This window comes from Acetonema longum DSM 6540 (assembly GCF_000219125.1).
GTDB classification, from domain to species: Bacteria; Bacillota; Negativicutes; order Sporomusales; family Acetonemataceae; genus Acetonema; species Acetonema longum.
This window is the reverse complement of record NZ_AFGF01000005.1, coordinates 1-15,804: the sequence shown is the minus strand read 5'-3', so window position 1 is coordinate 15,804 and position 15,804 is coordinate 1. Positions and strand designations below refer to the sequence as shown.

The 15,804-nt window shown below is 47.9% G+C and carries 13 protein-coding genes and 1 pseudogene; 9 read left to right on the top strand and 5 right to left on the bottom strand.

Features of this window, described 5'->3' with window-relative positions; all coding sequences use genetic code 11:
• Positions 1-19: 19 nt before the first annotated feature.
• From ALO_RS00105 to dpaL, 3 genes are all read right to left on the bottom strand, one after another.
• Positions 20-1,273 (bottom strand): YgeY family selenium metabolism-linked hydrolase, encoded by a 1,254-nt coding sequence (locus tag ALO_RS00105; RefSeq protein WP_040292411.1) that lies wholly within the window; start codon positions 1,271-1,273, stop codon positions 20-22.
• Between the two features lie 388 nt (positions 1,274-1,661).
• Entirely contained in the window at positions 1,662-3,425 is a 1,764-nt protein-coding gene (locus ALO_RS00100) for a sigma-54-dependent Fis family transcriptional regulator (protein ID WP_004091580.1), read from the bottom strand.
• A 131-nt stretch (positions 3,426-3,556) separates the two neighbouring features.
• A complete protein-coding gene (gene dpaL / locus ALO_RS00095) occupies positions 3,557-4,783 on the bottom strand; it encodes a diaminopropionate ammonia-lyase (RefSeq protein ID WP_004091579.1) in 1,227 nt (408 codons plus the stop codon).
• Between the two features lie 304 nt (positions 4,784-5,087).
• On the opposite strand from dpaL, the gene ALO_RS00090 reads away from it, so the two are divergent.
• The 8 genes from ALO_RS00090 to ALO_RS00055 all read left to right on the top strand — a co-directional run bounded on the left by ALO_RS00090 (position 5,088) and on the right by ALO_RS00055 (position 13,556).
• Entirely contained in the window at positions 5,088-5,996 is a 909-nt protein-coding gene (locus ALO_RS00090; RefSeq protein ID WP_004091578.1) for an AraC family transcriptional regulator, read from the top strand.
• A 131-nt stretch (positions 5,997-6,127) separates the two neighbouring features.
• Positions 6,128-6,367, top strand: a complete 240-nt coding sequence (locus tag ALO_RS00085) for a hypothetical protein (protein ID WP_004091577.1) — start codon at positions 6,128-6,130, stop codon at positions 6,365-6,367.
• Between the two features lie 378 nt (positions 6,368-6,745).
• Positions 6,746-9,517: a sigma-54-dependent transcriptional regulator gene (locus tag ALO_RS00080; RefSeq protein ID WP_004091576.1), complete on the top strand. Its 2,772-nt coding sequence runs from the start codon at positions 6,746-6,748 to the stop codon at positions 9,515-9,517.
• Between the two features lie 271 nt (positions 9,518-9,788).
• Positions 9,789-10,208, top strand: coding sequence for a PTS sugar transporter subunit IIA (locus ALO_RS00075; protein ID WP_004091575.1), 420 nt, complete (start codon positions 9,789-9,791; stop codon positions 10,206-10,208).
• Between the two features lie 2 nt (positions 10,209-10,210).
• Positions 10,211-10,696 (top strand): mannose/fructose/sorbose PTS transporter subunit IIB, encoded by a 486-nt coding sequence (locus tag ALO_RS00070; protein ID WP_004091574.1) that lies wholly within the window; start codon positions 10,211-10,213, stop codon positions 10,694-10,696.
• 34 nt (positions 10,697-10,730) lie between these two features.
• Positions 10,731-11,537 carry a PTS mannose/fructose/sorbose transporter subunit IIC gene (locus ALO_RS00065; protein ID WP_004091573.1) on the top strand — a complete coding sequence of 269 codons (807 nt, stop codon included), beginning with the start codon at positions 10,731-10,733 and terminating at the stop codon, positions 11,535-11,537.
• 17 nt (positions 11,538-11,554) lie between these two features.
• On the top strand, positions 11,555-12,391 hold the full coding sequence (gene manZ, locus ALO_RS00060; protein ID WP_004091571.1) for a PTS mannose transporter subunit IID: 837 nt from the start codon (positions 11,555-11,557) through the stop codon (positions 12,389-12,391).
• A gap of 34 nt (positions 12,392-12,425) precedes the next feature.
• A complete protein-coding gene (locus tag ALO_RS00055) occupies positions 12,426-13,556 on the top strand; it encodes an oxidoreductase (RefSeq protein WP_202945709.1) in 1,131 nt (376 codons plus the stop codon).
• 446 nt (positions 13,557-14,002) lie between these two features.
• Here ALO_RS00055 and ALO_RS00050 read toward each other — a convergent pair whose 3' ends face one another.
• Positions 14,003-14,659 carry a DUF6709 family protein gene (locus ALO_RS00050; RefSeq protein WP_004091568.1) on the bottom strand — a complete coding sequence of 219 codons (657 nt, stop codon included), beginning with the start codon at positions 14,657-14,659 and terminating at the stop codon, positions 14,003-14,005.
• 402 nt (positions 14,660-15,061) lie between these two features.
• On the opposite strand from ALO_RS00050, the gene dcd reads away from it, so the two are divergent.
• Positions 15,062-15,580: a dCTP deaminase gene (dcd, locus tag ALO_RS00045; RefSeq protein ID WP_004091566.1), complete on the top strand. Its 519-nt coding sequence runs from the start codon at positions 15,062-15,064 to the stop codon at positions 15,578-15,580.
• 98 nt (positions 15,581-15,678) lie between these two features.
• Here the strand turns inward: dcd and ALO_RS23880 are convergent.
• Positions 15,679-15,804: pseudogene (locus ALO_RS23880) on the bottom strand (ADP-ribose pyrophosphatase); the annotation flags it as partial.

The following is a 15,804-nucleotide window of genomic DNA, read 5'->3' as shown; positions in this document are numbered from 1 at the left end:
TAATTTATTTAATGAGAAACTATTGACCTATTTTCATCAAATTCTCGGTATTGGAAGGCATTTTATCGGCGTATCTGCGGACATACAGAGACGGAATGACGGCGTACATGGCCGCAGCCTGGACCAGTTCCTTCTTCCAGGTCTTTTCATTGGGAGCGTGAGCCTGGTCTTCGTGTCCCGGGCCGAAACCGATGCAGGGAATGCCGTACCGGCCCATAATGGAAACCCCGTTGGTGGAGAAAGTCCATTTATCCAGCACCGGCTCTGTTTTAAACAGGCCCCGGTAAGTATCCGTCAGGGTGGAACAAACCGGATGGTTTTCTTCGATGAGCCAGGTAGGGAAATAGGATTCGGTTGGATATACCAGACCGGTATAGGAGGGACGCTCGTAAGTGTACATGGTCACTTCCGCTCCGGCCGCTTTGACCGCCGGCAGGTTTTTGATCTGCTGCATGGCATATTCGCCGCTCTCACCGGCTGTCAGGCGGCGGTCGATGGAAATCCAGCAGCTGTCGGCCACGGCGCAGCGGGAGGGAGAGGTATGGAAAATTTCCGATACAGTCAGGCTGCCTTTGCCCAGGAAAGGATGGTCTTTGAGATTGGGATGAAGCGCTCTGAGCTCGCTCAGGATGGGGGCCATTTTGTAGATGGCATTGTCGCCCCGTTCCGGCGCCGAACCGTGGCAGCTGATTCCCTTGGTGGTCACCTTGATTTCCATCCGGCCCCGGTGGCCCCGGTAGATCTTGCCGTCAGTCGGTTCCGTGATCACCACGAATTCGGGCTTCAGTATATCCTCTTTGAGGATATACTGCCAGCACAGGCCGTCGCAATCTTCTTCCTGGATCGAGCCTACTACTGCCAGCGTGTAATCATCCTCCAGGCCTAATTCCTTGATGATCTTGCCGGCATACACCATGGAGGCCATGCCGCCTTCCTGGTCACTGCCGCCCCGGCCGATAATCACTTCGTTGTCTTCATGGCCTTTGTAGGGATCATATTGCCAATTGTCCGGATTGCCCACGCCGACCGTGTCGATATGAGCGTCCATGGCGATCAGATGCTTGCCGTGGCCGATCGTTCCCAGGATGTTCCCCATGGGATCAATGGTCACTTTATCAAATCCTGCTTTTTCCATTTCTGCTTTGATGCGTAGAATCACTTTTTCTTCCTGGCAGCTTTCGCTGGGAATCGCGATCATATCCCGTAAGAACCTGGTCATCTCGGGTTCATACTTTTTGGCCAGTTCCAATACCTTGGGAAAATTGCTCTCCAATGTTGCATCCCCTTTCTCTCGGAATTCAATTTTGCATATCTGCGTTCGGTCCAGGCCAGCGTTCAGATAATCAGAGTCCAGACCTGTTGCCATCTTATATTGCAACAATCGTGCCAAGTTAAACCGACCCGTTATTTGCGATTATGAGCCTGATTTTTATAACTTCCCGGTTTATTCTGGTTATCCGGCAGTCTCAAAATGATAATATCCTCATACTATACATACTTCCAGCAGGCTCCAGTTTATCTTATAATGAGTGTTTAAGTATCAATGTGAGACTCTATGTCTCCCCCTCTTTTGTAAGCAGTAAAATTTATTTGAATTTTCAATTATTTTGTCGGATTTTACGGCTGTCTTCCGCTGGACTCAGTATCTATCGACATATTCCTTAGAAAAAAGTTTTCTTTTCCAAAATTTTATAGGCTTTTATTTTCCGGTAAAGCGTCGCCCGGCCGATTCCCAGGATTTCAGCGGCTTTTTCTTTATTGCCCGACTCGCTGGCTATCTCCAGCGCCTCAGCGATAGCCTTCCGTTCCAACTCCTCCAGATTGAGGGAGTGATGCTTAACGCCTTGCTGGAGAGGCGCTTTAATCCGTTTCGGCAAAATGTCGGCCGTAATGGTGTCGCCTGCCGCCATGGTCACCGCATATTCAATGATATTCCCTAATTCCCGCACATTCCCCGGCCAGGAGTACCGGGACAAGATGTGGATGGCCTCCGGAGTCGTCGCTGCGATTTCCTTGCCCACCAGTTTGCTGTAGTATTCTACAAAAGAGCGGACCAACAGGGGAATATCCTCTTTACGCTCCCTGAGGGGCGGTATGAACAGAGGGATCACATGCAGCCGGTAATACAAATCCTCCCTGAATTCTCCCGTGGCCATCAGTTGTTCCAAATCCCGGTTAGTGGCGGCAATGACCCGGACATCAATGGGAATGGAGCGGGTGCCGCCAATGCGTTCCACCCGGCGTTCCTGCAGGACCCGCAAGAGTTTAACCTGCAGGTGCAGCGGCATGTCGCCGATTTCGTCCAAAAAAACAGTGCCATGATGGGCCAGTTCAAATTTACCCAGTTTGCCGCCTCGCTGGGCGCCGGTAAAAGCCCCTTCCTCATAGCCGAACAATTCGCTTTCCAGCAGGTTCTCGGGAATCGCCCCGCAGTTAATGGCGATAAAGGAATGGGTTTTGCGCTTGCTGCTTTGATGCACGGCCCGGGCGAACAGTTCCTTGCCGGTGCCGCTTTCCCCCTGGATCAGCAGGGTAGAATTGCTCTGGGCGACGCGGAACGCCATTTCCTTCAAATCTTTCATCCGCTGACTTTCACCTAAAATCTGTGAAAAGTCGGTTTGGATTTCACTGACAGTCGCATCCTTCACCAGCTTTTTGATCTGCTGAGGGTCTTTCAGGACGATCACTGCGCCTTCCGCCTGCCCTTTGGTATTGATAGCGAAAGCATCGCAGAACAACTGGCCGGGAACCCGCTTTCCGTTCACCTGGCCGGAAAATTTGCCGTCTTTCCCAACAACCTTCCAAATTTTTTTACTGTCGACTATGTCATCTAGCGAAGTTTCCTGCCCCTCAGACATGTTCAACAATTTTCTGGCTACAATATTGCAATTCGTGATTTGTTTATATTCATTCACTACTAAAATTCCGTCATGCAGCAAATTGACCACCGTCATGAGCTGATTGGTCAGGACTTCCCGCTGACGGTTCCGGTGGCTTTCGACAATTTTACCGGCGATCAGCTCAGACATTTTCTCCAGGTACCGGAGCAGGGATTCTGTATTGTCCAGCAGCCGCCGGGCTTGTTCTTCATCAAAACTGATGAGTCCGATGACCCCGATGGTTTTGCCTTCCGCTTGAATGGGTGATGCCACCTCGGCATTTTCAACACAATTACCGCAGTGGGGGCAGGGGCCGCACAATTCGTGACTGCCGGGATTTTGGATAATCATGGCTTTCCCCGTCTTTAAGACATGGCGGTAGACAAAGCCTTCGTCCATCACATGGCCGCACCGGTCGCGGTATTTCCCGGTTCCAGCTACCCGCACCATGTTGTAGTCGGCGATTTCAACTTCAATCTTTAACACCTCCGCAATCGCTTCGGCGGTTTGCTGTACCGTGTCCTGGATATCACGCAGGCAGTACATGGAATCATCCCCTTCCTCAACTGATCATTTCGTCTCTATGGTAAATATATCCTGTCAGCCTGGACGGAGATTTTCCTCATGTGCAAAAAAGCGGGCCGCCGGCTGCATGAACCGAATGGCACGCTCCTTGTTTAAATCGATTGCGGCGCCGGATACTCTCCGCCCCAGACAATACTGGCGTATTTTTCAGGATCGGTGTCGCCTTCCGTGCTGAACAATAAAACACGGGAATTCCGATCCAATTCCAGTTTCTCTCGCAGAGACTCCAGCCCCTTCTCCCGCATAATCAGATGCAGCAAACCACTGGTGACCGCGCCTGATTCACCGGAAATAATCCGGGGATCAGAGCCGGCCGGGCTGCTGAGCAGCCGCATACCCAGGGCCGTCACCCAGTCAGAGCAGGAGACAAACAAATCGCTGTAATCCCGAAGTATCTCCCAGCTAATGGTATTCGGTTCACCGCAAGCCAGTCCGGCCATGATGGTATCCATATCACCGCCGACGAACTGGGGCTCGCCGTCGCCGACTTGAGCCGATTTATACAGACAGGCGGCCCGGTCAGCTTCCACAATCACGGTAATGGGCCGGTTCTTCTGAAATACCGAGGCGAAAAATCCTTGTACAGCGCCGGCCAGGGAACCTACCCCCGCCTGCACGAAAATATGGGTCGGTCTTTCAACCTCCATCCGGTTTAACTGGTCCAGGGCTTCAGCCGCCATAGTGCCATAGCCCTGCATAATCCAGGCCGGGATATCCTCATATCCCTCCCAGGCCGTATCCTGCACGATGACCCAGCCGTGTTTCTGCGCTTGCGACGCTGACAACCTCACTGCGTCATCATAGTTGTATTCCGTAATATAGGCTTCAGCGCCTTCCCCTTTAATAGCATTCAAGCGTTTAACCGAAGACCCCTTTGGCATATATACAACCGACTTCTGCTGCAGACGGTTGGCCGTCCAGGCCAATCCCCGGCCATGATTGCCGTCAGTAGCCGTTGTAAAGGTGATATCGCCCAGTTGCTGTTTAACATGGGGGGAAACTAAATCAGCAAAAGATACTGCACTGATATCCTTGCCCAGTTTTTTCGCCAGGTGCTTTCCTATAGCATAAGAACTGCCCAGCACCTTAAACGCATTTAACCCAAAGCGGTACGATTCGTCTTTTACATATACTCCGGCAACGCCCAGTACGCCGGCCAGCGTATCCAAACTACGCAGCGGCGTCTCCTGATACTCTGAAAAGCTCTTGTGAAAATTCCGCACCTTGCCTATTTCCTGCTTGCTCAAAAATTCGACGGATGCCATCGGTCCATCCGTTCGTTTCATAGGATTCGCTATCCATTCAATCCCCTGTGCCATAACCCTGCTCCTCTCAAAAATGATCTCTGCTGATCAGTAATTGCAAATTTCATGCCAATGATAGGGAATTTGGAGGAATGTCGGCTCAGCAGGCTTTCTATTATGAGGATAAACGATTACGACAGTTTTTTAGTATCAAAATGATACTTTCAGGATCACACAGATAAAATAGATTCGAATCATCCCTCTGCACACCCGCGATCCTCTCTGGCGGCGAAAATCCGAACTGCATCGCCAGAATCGAGAAACAGGACGCTTGGTCATTCAAGTATGATAAAATAGGCAAGAAGGAGGTGTCGGACCTTTGAAAGATATTCACGATATAAAATTTCAGAACGGGACCAAGCAAGAGCTATTATCTGATCTTACGCCGGACTTCCCGTATATTGCATCCCGCGTTGAATTAGATAAGTTCACAGGATGCTTTGTACCATGGCACTGGCATAAAGAGGTTGAATTGTTCTATTTGCAAAGCGGTGTGTTGGAATACTATACATCAAAGGGAAAAACGGTATTTCCGGCAGGTTCGGGTGGACTTATCAATTCTAATATACTGCATATGACAAGGGCGCAGGATAGTATGAACACGGTCCAATTTCTACATATATTTGATACCTCTTTTATAGCAGGCAAGCAAGGAAGCCGGATGGAACAAAGATATATAACGCCAATCATTGCAGCTCCACAGATAGAGATCATCGCACTGTATCCCGATCATTTGGCGCAGATTCAATTATTGAATAAAATTCATGAATCTTTCAACCTTTCCGAAAGTGATTTCGGATATGAAATGAAACTTCGTGCAATATTGTCTGACATATGGCTTCATCTTCTTACTATGTCTCTTTCTTCATTGGAGAAAAAGGGACATTATAACAAGATAAATGATAAGATAAAATTGATGATGATCTATATTCACGAACATTATGCAGAGAAAATCTCAATCGCGGAAATTGCCGCCGCTGCTTTTTCCAGTGAACGTGAGTGCTTTCGGGCATTCCGGCACTGTCTGCATATGACGCCTGCGGAATATATAAAAAGTTACCGGTTGCAAATGGCGTGTAGTATGCTGGCAGAAAGCCGGGAATCCATTACAGGTATCAGCCATGCCTGCGGATTGGGAAGCAGCAGCTATTTTGGGCAAGTTTTTCGGGAGCATATCGGCTGCACCCCCATAGAGTATCGTAAAAAGTGGCGGAATAGTGATATATAAAGGCAGAAACAGGATATTTATTCCGAAAAGATTGCACTATAATGATATCCATAAGGTGATGGAGCAATCGAAAAGAAGCACAACTTATTGCAATCACCACACAATAACCGTTTTTGAATGGAGGGTATGCAATGGTAAAGCTAAGTGTTTTTAACATGAAAAACTTTTTACAGACAGTAAACGAGTGTAGTGGAGCGGTTAATCTGTTGCACCCGGACGGAAAGAAAGAAAATATTAACAAACAGTATTCTCTTCAGAATGAGCTGCTGCAAAAGCACAGGGAACATAAAGGTTGTCTGCGGCTCTCGCTGGATATTCAAGCCTATAAAGATTATATGCGTATTGTATATTTCACGCTTGGGGACTGTTAACAATTCGCTTGTAAATTCCTATCATAAAAGGGCCTGATCGCTTTAACGGTCAGGCTCTTCCTCTATTTAATCCCGGCATGGACCTCACCCGGACGGGACTGGTAATCGCCTGCCGTTCTCCCGATGCCTTTATTGGTAATGGTGAAGCTGGCTTAGTACGCAAGCAGAGTGAACAGGATATCAAAGCTCCTGCAAAATGTCTGGTATGTGCAGGAGTTTTTGTCATTTGTCGCTCCCTGCTTGTTGTACTCCTAGCCACGCCTGCAAAAGCGGTTGACAAAATGTGAATATTGATAAAGAATAAAATCCATGAGCCTGCGACACGATTTAACGGAACAGAATCCCTGTCCCCGTGTTTTCGAAGGGAAGTGAATCCGGATGAAGCGAATTGAGAAAATTTATAACTATATTTGCGAACGGTCGGGCGAGTATACCCTGGAACAACTGGCAGGAGCGGCGGGGGTGGATGCTTCCGGCATTTCTGAACGGCTGGGCATTTTACGGAACAATGTCAGCATGGAACTGAATGTGTTGTTTAAGATGGGCAAAATTATTAAAATCAAGGGCAGGCCGGTTCTGTACTTTGATAAAGAAACCCTGGAGCGGCTGTGCGGGAAGAAGCTTGGGCCGGAACCGCTGGAAGTTGGCAGTCTGAAAGAAATTTTTGGTGATCATGAAGATGTTTTTTTTGACACGAATCCCTTCAAGCATTTGATCGGAGTCAATGGCAGCTTAAAGGGCCCGGTGGAGCAGGCTAAAGCGGCGATCTTATATCCTCCCAACGGGCTGCATACTTTAATTGTCGGGCAAACCGGCGTAGGCAAAACCCTGTTCGTCAATATGATGTACAACTACGGAAAATTTTGTGAAAGACTCAAGGAGAATGCCCCCTTCAAGGTATTCAACTGTGCCGATTACTATCATAATCCGCAGCTGCTAGTATCCCATATTTTTGGCCACGTCAAGGGAGCTTTTACCGGAGCGGACACCGACAAGCAGGGGTTGGTGGAAGAGGCAAACGGCGGAATTTTATTTTTAGATGAAATCCATCGCCTGCCGCCGGAAGGCCAGGAAATGATCTTTTACTTTATGGATACCGGGACTTTTAATAAACTGGGGGAAACGGACCGCAAACGCCGGGCCAGGGTGCTGATCATCGGGGCAACCACGGAAGAACATACTTCGTCATTGATTAAGACCTTTGTCCGGCGCATCCCGATTGTGATTACCCTTCCTCCCCTGCAGCAGCGTCCTACGCAGGAGCAGGTGGACATCCTTAAATTCCTGCTTACCAATGAAGCGCACCGGGTGAATAAACCGATCAGGATCATGTCCGAAGCGGTCAAAGCGTTAATTGCCAGTGTATCCTACGGTAATATCGGACAGTTAAAATCCAACATTCAGTTGGTTTGCGCCACAGCGTTTGTAAACGGAATCCATAGAAATTATATCGAGATTGATTTTAAGTCGCTGCCGGAGCATTTTAAAAGCGGCTTGCTGACCCTGGGAGCCAGGCGGCAGGAAATGATCGAACTGGATCAGTATATCGATGAACAAATTATAGTAAGCCATCAGGAATATAAGGTGCTGGCCGAGGATGATCCATATGAACCGCCGTTTAATTTGTATAAAATTATTGAAGGCAAGGCCGCCATGCTCAAGGCGGAGGGCGTGCCGGACGAGCTGATCAAAAATTTTATTATGGCTGATATCAATCTGCATATCAAATCATTCTATAATAAGTTCAATACCCATTTGAGCACCCGTCAGAGAATATTGAAAATAGTGGACCGCAAGCTGCTGGAACTGGCGGAGGAAATCCAACTGCTGGCCAAGCAGCGGCTAAAACGGGATTATCAGGACCGGTTTCTCTACGCGTTAAGCCTGCACCTGAGCGCTTTGCTGCGCAGGCTGGAAAGCAATCAGGCCCTGCAGTATGCCAATATCGAAAGCGCTGTCCGGGATTATCCCGACGAGTATCAAGTGGCTCTGGAAATAAAGGGTATCATTGAAGATAACTATAGCGTAGAAATCCCCAAGGAGGAGCTGGAGTATTTCACGCTGCTGTTAAGTTCGGTCCATGAAATTGACCAAAGCGGGCAAATTGCCGTCATCGTTGCCGCCCACGGCAACAGTACAGCCAGTTCCATGGTGGATGCAGTGCAAAAATTGCTTGGCTATGACAATATTGCGGCAGTGGATATGCCGCTGGAGGCGAGCCCCAAGGATATACTGGACAAGATCATCCAGTCCGTCCAGGAAATTAATCACGATCTCAAAGGAATATTGCTGCTTGTGGATATGGGCTCCCTGACCAATTTTGAAGATGTGATTGCGGCAAAGTGTCGCGTTAAAGTGCGTACGCTGGATATGGTATCGACGCCGCTGTTGCTGGAAGCGGCCCGGAAGGTGAACGAGTTCGGCCAGGATTTGGATGATATCTATACTTCGCTGCAGAATTTCCAGGGGTACGGCAGCCGGAAGAAGAACTGCCCCCATAAAAACGAAGGCGTCATTTTAACCATTTGCGCCTCCGGCGAAGGTACGGCGATCAGATTGAAGGAACTGGTAGAAGATATTTTGGACAATATGGTGGACGAGCATATTGAAGTCATTCCGCTAAGCAGTAAAAATGTCAGGGAGAATGCGGAAAAAATCCAGCAGAAGCATAAAATCCTGGCATCGGTGGGAATTGTCAATCCCGGGATTGATGCTCCATTCGTGCCGCTGGAGAACCTGATCAACAGCCGTGGTGAAACAACTCTCAAGAATATTATCCGGAATCATTTTTCCGTAGTGGAAAAGAAACAGAACATTGTTGTGAAAAATCTAGCTGAAGACAGTATGAAAGAGTTTTTAACCTATTTGAATCCGGCTAAAATTATTAGTGTATTAGAAGAATTTTTAAGTGTATTAAAAAAATCCCTGAAGCGGGAATTTACCAATACCATGGAAATCAAGCTGATGATCCATTGCGGTTGTGCCCTGGAACGGATGGTCATTCAGGACGGGCTGGTTTATAGAGGCGATAAAGACAGTATACCCCCCGAACATGTGCAAGGTGTAAAGCGGTCGGCGCAGGTCTTCAAAAACAGGATCGGTATTGAATTAACGGAAGATGAGATATTGTTTATTGCCGAGATATTATAGGATTGTCATTACACATCTCATGACGGATTTTAGCGATTCTTCGTGCCTGGTGCAGGAAGAATCGCCTTTTTTGTTTTAAAAAGAGGATATTCTTCTTGGTAATTTTTCCGGATAAGTGTATTAAAAAAACAAACAGTGTATCAAATCGTACCGATGTTAGCGCATTTTACTGTGATATTACCGGAAAGCCGGCTTTCGATACAAGCTATTGGCATGCTGCTTGCACAAGTATTGGCAGGAAGAGCAATGCATTTGTGTTAGGAGGATAAATATGATAGCTGTTGTGCTAAGTTCTCATGGTCATTTTTCGCAGGCAATCCTCAAATCGTGTGAGATGATCTGCGGCAGCAGGGACAATGTTGCAGCCGTGACATTTGATGTGGGTGAAAGTGCGGATACATTAGTGGATAAATACAGAGCCGTTTTAAAGATGCTGGATTTAAGGGATGGCGTCATCTTTATGACCGATCTGTTTGCAGGAAGTCCGTACAATGCAGCCTGCCGTCTTTCCCTGGAAACGGGAAACGCCGCTATCGTGGCCGGACTGAATATGCCGATGCTTTTGGAGATTTTAAGTTCACCGTCTCTTACCCTGGAGGAGGCGAAACAGGTTGCACAAAGAGCCGGCAAAGAAGGAGTCCGTGCGTTTGAGCCGATCAGTGCAGAGGATCGCGATAAGGAGGAATTATAATTATGAACATTGTTTTAGCCAGAATTGACGACCGATTAATCCATGGACAGGTGGTGACTACCTGGGCTAAGGAAACAAAGTGTGAAAGAATGATCGTCTGCAATGATGAAATATCGCAGGACCCCATTCGAAAAACGTTGCTTATTCAGGTAGCCCCGCCCGGAATTACGGCCAGTGTAGTGGATATCGACAAGGCGATCCGGGTCTATAAGAATCCTAAATATGCCGAAACCCGCGCTTTGCTGTTATTCACCAACCCCACCGATGTCCTGCGGCTGGTCGAGGGCGGCGTCGGCATCAAAAGCGTCAATATCGGCGGCATGAGTTTCAGGGAGGGAAAAAGGCAGATCACCAAGGCTATTTCGGTTAACGAACAGGATGTTCAGGCGTTTCAGGCACTGCACAACCGTGGGGTGGAACTGGAAATCAGAAAGGTGACATCCGATTCCAAAGAGGATTTAATGTCTGTTTTAGGCGGCGGACATTAAATAGAACACAACCAATATAAAGGAGGAGTTTGTTATGGAACTTAGCGGTATCCAAATTGTTCTCATTTTTATCGTGTCCTGCATTTGCGGCATGGGGAGTGTACTGGATGAGTTTCAAACCCACAGGCCGCTTATTGCTTGTACTTTAATTGGATTGATTCTGGGGGATGTGACAACCGGAATTATCATTGGCGGCACTCTGGAAATGATTGCGCTAGGCTGGATGAACATCGGCGCGGCCATGGCGCCGGACGCGGCATTAGCATCGGTCGTCTCCACCATTCTGGTGATTGCCGGCAAGCAGAGCGTCGGCGCCGGGATTGCAGTTGCTATGCCCTTGGCGGCAGCAGGCCAGGTACTGACGATTTTCGCCAGGACACTGACCGTTTTCTTTCAGCACCAGGCCGACCGGTATGCACAAAAGGGCAGCTTCAGAGGCATTGATGCCTGCCACATTCTGGCTTTGTTCGTGCAGGCTTTGCGGGTAGCTATTCCGGCAGTGCTGGTGGCTGTGTTTATTGGCACTCATGCCGTCCAGGCCATGCTGTCGGCCATCCCGCCGGTCGTAACCGGCGGCCTGCAGGTTGCAGGCGGGTTTATCGTGGTGGTCGGTTACGCCATGGTCATTAACATGATGGAAGCAAAATATTTAATGCCCTTTTTCTTCCTGGGCTTTGTTTTAGCGGCATTTACCACTCTCAATCTGGTGGCTTACGGTGTCGTTGGTATTGTATTAGCGATTCTGTATATTCAGCTGCATCCGAAATATGCGGCCGGCGGACTGGCGGCACAACAATCGGCATCAGCGCAGGCCGGCGATTTAGACGACGAATTGGATTAAAAAGGAGGATCCGGAAAATGAGTACAGCCAAACAGGAAAAAAGTCTAACGAAGAGCGATCTTTTCAAAATGTTTATCCGTTCCAATTTCCACCAGGGTTCCTGGAATTTTGAACGCATGCAGGCGTTAGGGTACTGCTTCAGCATGGCGCCGGTCATTAAACGGCTCTATCAGGGAGAGGACAGGGTAACAGCCTTAAAACGGCATCTGGAGTTTTTTAATACCCAGCCTTTTGTTACCGCACCCATTTTGGGAATCACGGCAGCCATGGAGGAAGAACGGGCGAACGGCGCCGATATTGACGATGGGGCCATTAACGGAATGAAAGTCGGGCTTATGGGGCCGCTGGCCGGCGTCGGTGATCCGGTTTTCTGGGGAACCTTACGGCCCCTGGTGGCGGCTTTGGGAGCTTCCCTCGCGCTTGGCGGCAGCATCACCGGGCCCATCCTCTTTTTCCTGCTGTTTAATGTAGTCAGGCTGGCCATTCGCTGGTACGGGATTGAATACGGCTATAAAAAAGGCACCGATGTGGTCAAAGACGTGGCCGGCAACCGTTTGCAAAAATTGACGGAAGGAGCAGCCATCCTCGGACTGTTTGTATTGGGAGCATTGGTATGCAAATGGACATCGGTCAATATCCCGCTGGTGGTTTCCACGATCACCATGCAGGACGGCCAGGTGGTAACTACCACGGTGCAGGATATTCTCGATCAGCTTATGCCGGGCTTAATTCCGCTGATCATGACTTTTATTTGTATGGACTTACTGAAAAAGAAGGTTAATGCGATCTGGGTCATCTTTGGTCTGTTCGCCATTGGTATTGTCGGCTACGGGTTGGGTATCCTTTCTGTCTGAGCGCCGCCAGAAACAGCTTGTATGAAAATGTAAAATGCGTAAAGAGCAATCAGGCGGCGGGGCTGCTCTTTACGCTGATTTTTCGCAGCACGGACTCATCCGCACCGCAAGTTCATTGCGGCGGGAAAGGAAAACTAGTATGATGCATGTTGGTTTAATTGGGCATGGTTATGCCAGTGCGACCTTCCATATTCCCCTCATTAATAAGGCAGTCGGTCTGCAGTTGCAAGCAATTTACAGTTCCAAAGCGGTCAATCATTCCCATGCGGCAGTAGTGTCCGATGTGAATGAAGTAATATCCCGTAAAGATATTGATGTCATTGTCGTTGTTACGCCCAATATGACTCATTATGAGCTTGCCAAAAAAGCAATAGCGGCCGGCAAGCATGTCGTAGTAGAAAAGCCATTTACCGTGACTTCCGCGCAGGCGGATGAGCTGATTGATCTGGCGAGGCAAAAGGGCGTGCTTTTAACGGTTTTTCAAAACAGAAGATGGGATAATGACTTTCTGACAGTCCAGGAACTTTTAAGAACGGAAGTATTGGGAAAAATATCAATGTATGAAGCGCATTATGACCGGTTTCGTCCCAATGTCCGCCAGCGGTGGCGGGAACAAAATATTCCCGGTTCCGGTATCCTGTACGATTTGGGCGCACATTTAATTGATCAGGCGCTGACTTTGTTTCAAATGCCCAAAACAATTTGGGCTGATGTACAAGCGGAACGTACGGGGGCCGAAGCCGTTGATTATTTTCATCTGGTTCTGGGGTACGACGATAAAAAAGTAATTTTGCATGCCGGTTCTATCGTCAGGGAGCCCGGGCCAAAGGTTATGGTGCATGGAACACGCGGCAGTTTTATTAAATATGGCCTTGATTCCCAGGAAGATCAGCTGAAAAAAGGAATGAGTCCGGGGGACCCCGGCTGGGGAGAAGACGAGCCGGGCCAATATGGCCTGCTAACAGCCGATATTGGCGGCATGACGTTCCGGGGTACGGTTGAAACTTTGCCGGGACGGTATGAGGTGTTTTACGAGCAGTTAAGCCACGCGCTTACTGCGGGCAGTGCGGTTCCGGTTTTGCCTGAGGAATCACGGAATACAATTCGTATTATTGAATACGCCATGCAAAGTCAGCGGGAACAAAAAACAATACAGATTTCCTGATTATTTGAATAATAGCAGCGGCACTGGTGATTTTTGAACCGTTTCTTGTGCGCTTACACTTGAACCTGAAAAAAAACCGGCGATTATTTCAAAATCATGAAAAATAATCGCCGGTTTTTTTGCTTACCCTCTTCTTCACGAATGCGCAGCACTTGGAGCATAACTTTTCAGCAGCTTCGTAAGGCCCCAGCGCAGCGGGAATCATGATGCTTTCCAGCGTCTATGTTTTCCCCGCCTTTTGATATTGTCCGGCAGCGAGTAGGCACTGCCTGAAAAGCAGACTTACGCCTGCCAATACTTTATATTGATAAAAATATTAATCATGGGTTACCCTTTTTGCTTTATACACAAAATTCCTGCTTACAGCATTGTCGACTCTTATCTGAAAAAATAAGCAAGGCAAAAAGCCCTGCTTTAAAGATGAACCAATCGGCAATAGCCCGGAATTAGGAGACAACGTTATATTCCTCCGACTCCTCGGCGGAAAGTTGTTTGTATCTTCTAACTATCAAGCCAATGCCTGCCAGAATTACGATAATGCCGCCGGCAACCATAAGCTGGACATTTCGAAATACCGTATACTGTATGAGCAACGGCTCGCCCATAGCCTTAATTTCCGTTGCTGTAAAACCGCTATCCTTCAAGTACTCCTTGTAATACTTGATCAGCTTCGGCTCCATCGGGAGAACTTCTCCTTCTATGTACACTTTCGTTGTCGGCGGCGCACCGCCTTCTTCGGAATACTGTAATGTCTCTTCAACCAGCTGATCCATAGCGGCAACCTGATTCTCGTTGGTTTTTAAGCCAATTAAGCCCTTGGCAGTTGGAATGACATAAAAACTACCCGAAGCCCGCTCCTTACTTTGACTGCCGTTTTTATATTTTGTATAGGTGGTTTCCGAAGCGAACGGCGGGAAGGCACTCACTACATTTCCTGCAACATGACTGCCTGGGTTCACCTCTTGCCCCTCCAGCAAAGCTTCAAAGCTGACCGGCGGCCGGAAAGAAGTAATAAATGCATCGTAATTCACGCTAATGAGCGTGGCGCCCATCACCAACAGCACCAGGCTAAGACGGTTTACCGCTGAAAATAAATTCCCCATTTTTACTGCACCTCTCTTAGTAATATGATGTCGAAAAAATATAAACAGAACAAGATATATATAAGTCCTGCTTTGCGTTGATTACAGGTATTATATATCATTCTTACGTTTATTTCGCAAGGCTTAAGTCCTGATTGTCGTAGGTTGGCAGTCCCCACTCAAAACCCGGCCTGTCCCCAACACTGCCCCCCTGCTTCCCGCCTGGTTCCTCTGTTTCAATGGCTCTATTCCTTTTTTGCTTAACGGGTGAACATGATTTACCATAAGAGGACAGGCTCACTGTCCCTGATAAAGTGATTGCTTTTGGAAAATTCATCTGGTATAACATAGTTGAATGCAAGTTGTTTTTGTCTTATCGTCTGAATGGCAACAGCAAATACATTGGGATGAGGAGTGCAAATCATGATTTTGTCAGGTAGGGAAATTCGTAATAAATTAGGCAAAGAAATTATCATTGAGCCTTATAGCGAGTCACAATTGAACCCTAATAGTTATAACTTAAGATTGCATAATGAATTGCTCGTCTATGAAGATGCGGTGCTGGATATGAAAAAGCCTAATAAGACCAGCACCTTATCCATCCCTGCCGATGGCCTAATGTTGGAAGCAGGCAGACTTTATCTTGGTCGCACTCTGGAATATACTAAAACCGACAAATATGTTCCCATGCTGGAAGGCAGATCATCGGTAGGGCGGCTGGGGTTGTTTATCCACGTAACGGCCGGTTTTGGCGACGTTGGTTTTTGCGGCTATTGGACTTTGGAAATATTCTGCATCCAACCGGTTTGGATCTATTCCGGAGTTGAAATTTGTCAAATCTATTATCATTCCATTGAAGGTGAGTATGATCGTTATATAAGCGGAAAATATCAGAACAATACCTCTATTCAGCCCAGCCTGTTGTATAAGGATTTTAAATAGCCGGCCTGGCCGGCTTTTTTCTCTCCTCTAGTGCCGCGGAATGTCAGGACGGGGTTGTACGCCCAAAGGCGCACAACCCCGTCCCCTATACTCTCCCCTTAATCGAACTGTGTTTTCCAGCTTTTAGAATGATACGCTTCAAAACACATTTTTATTTGCTCCTCATTATTCTTTTCAGTTGCTAACTTTGGCAATTCATCTATGCCAAAATAGTTACTTTCAAT